Here is an 813-nt window from a genome sequence, read left to right on the forward strand (position 1 = left end):
CCGGGCCCAGGGTGCCCGACAGCCGGCCCAGCTCGCGGAGAGTGAAGGTGCGGCGGACCGCCCCCGGGACCTGCTCGACCACCGCGGCCCGGTGTGCGGGCGTCAGGGCGAGCACCAGGTCGGCCCGCTCGACGAGGGCGGGGACGAGCTGCCGGGCGGCAAAGCCGGTGGGCGGGAACCCGTCGGCGGCCAGCAGCTCCGCCATGGGCGCTGACACGGGATGCCCGACGACGGCGTGCGTCCCGGCGCTGCCGACCGTGACCGACCCGTCCAGGACGCCCCGCAGGAGCACCTCGACGGCCGGGGAGCGGCAGATGTTGCCCGTGCAGACGGCGAGCACGGTGAACGGCATGAGGGGTACCTCTCTCTCGCGACGGTGGCGCGCGGGCGCATTTCCAGGAGATTGCGCGAAATGAAACACGGCATTGCCGCGTGATTATGCATCCAGTTGTGTTCGAAATCATTAGATGAACCTGCACGGACCGCATTCGTGAATTTGCACGGAACTCAATTCACCGCGCCCGCCCGACGGGCCGCAGGTAATCTAACGCGCACTTTGCCGAAAGAGCCATCAGGAGGCCCGGTGACCCACCCCGGCTGGGGCGAGAAATGGATGGGCGCGCAGGCGCTCCCGACCCCGCGTGCCCCCGCGCGGACCGCATCGCCCGTACCGGGTCGATCCGGAACTGCCCCGACCGGCCCGCGGTTCTGGACCAGGCGGCGCCGCCGGGCGCTCCGGGTGGTGCTGCTGTGCGCGGTGACCGTCCTGCTCGCCGTCGCCTTCCTGCTCGCCTGGGTCGCGCTCGACGCCGC

The 813-nt window shown here is 71.6% G+C and carries 2 protein-coding genes; one reads left to right on the plus strand and one right to left on the minus strand.

Translation table 11 applies throughout. The features are described from left to right. A partial coding sequence (locus PROKR_RS14585; RefSeq protein ID WP_036964391.1) for an arsenate reductase/protein-tyrosine-phosphatase family protein occupies nucleotides 1-352 on the minus strand: 352 nt, incomplete at its 3' end. Between the two features lie 231 nt (nucleotides 353-583). On the opposite strand from PROKR_RS14585, the gene PROKR_RS35030 reads away from it, so the two are divergent. Then, nucleotides 584-813 (plus strand): hypothetical protein (locus tag PROKR_RS35030; RefSeq protein WP_211240142.1); only part of this gene is annotated, 230 nt, incomplete at its 3' end.

Source organism: Promicromonospora kroppenstedtii DSM 19349 (assembly GCF_000515355.1).
GTDB lineage: Bacteria > Actinomycetota > Actinomycetes > Actinomycetales > Cellulomonadaceae > Promicromonospora > Promicromonospora kroppenstedtii.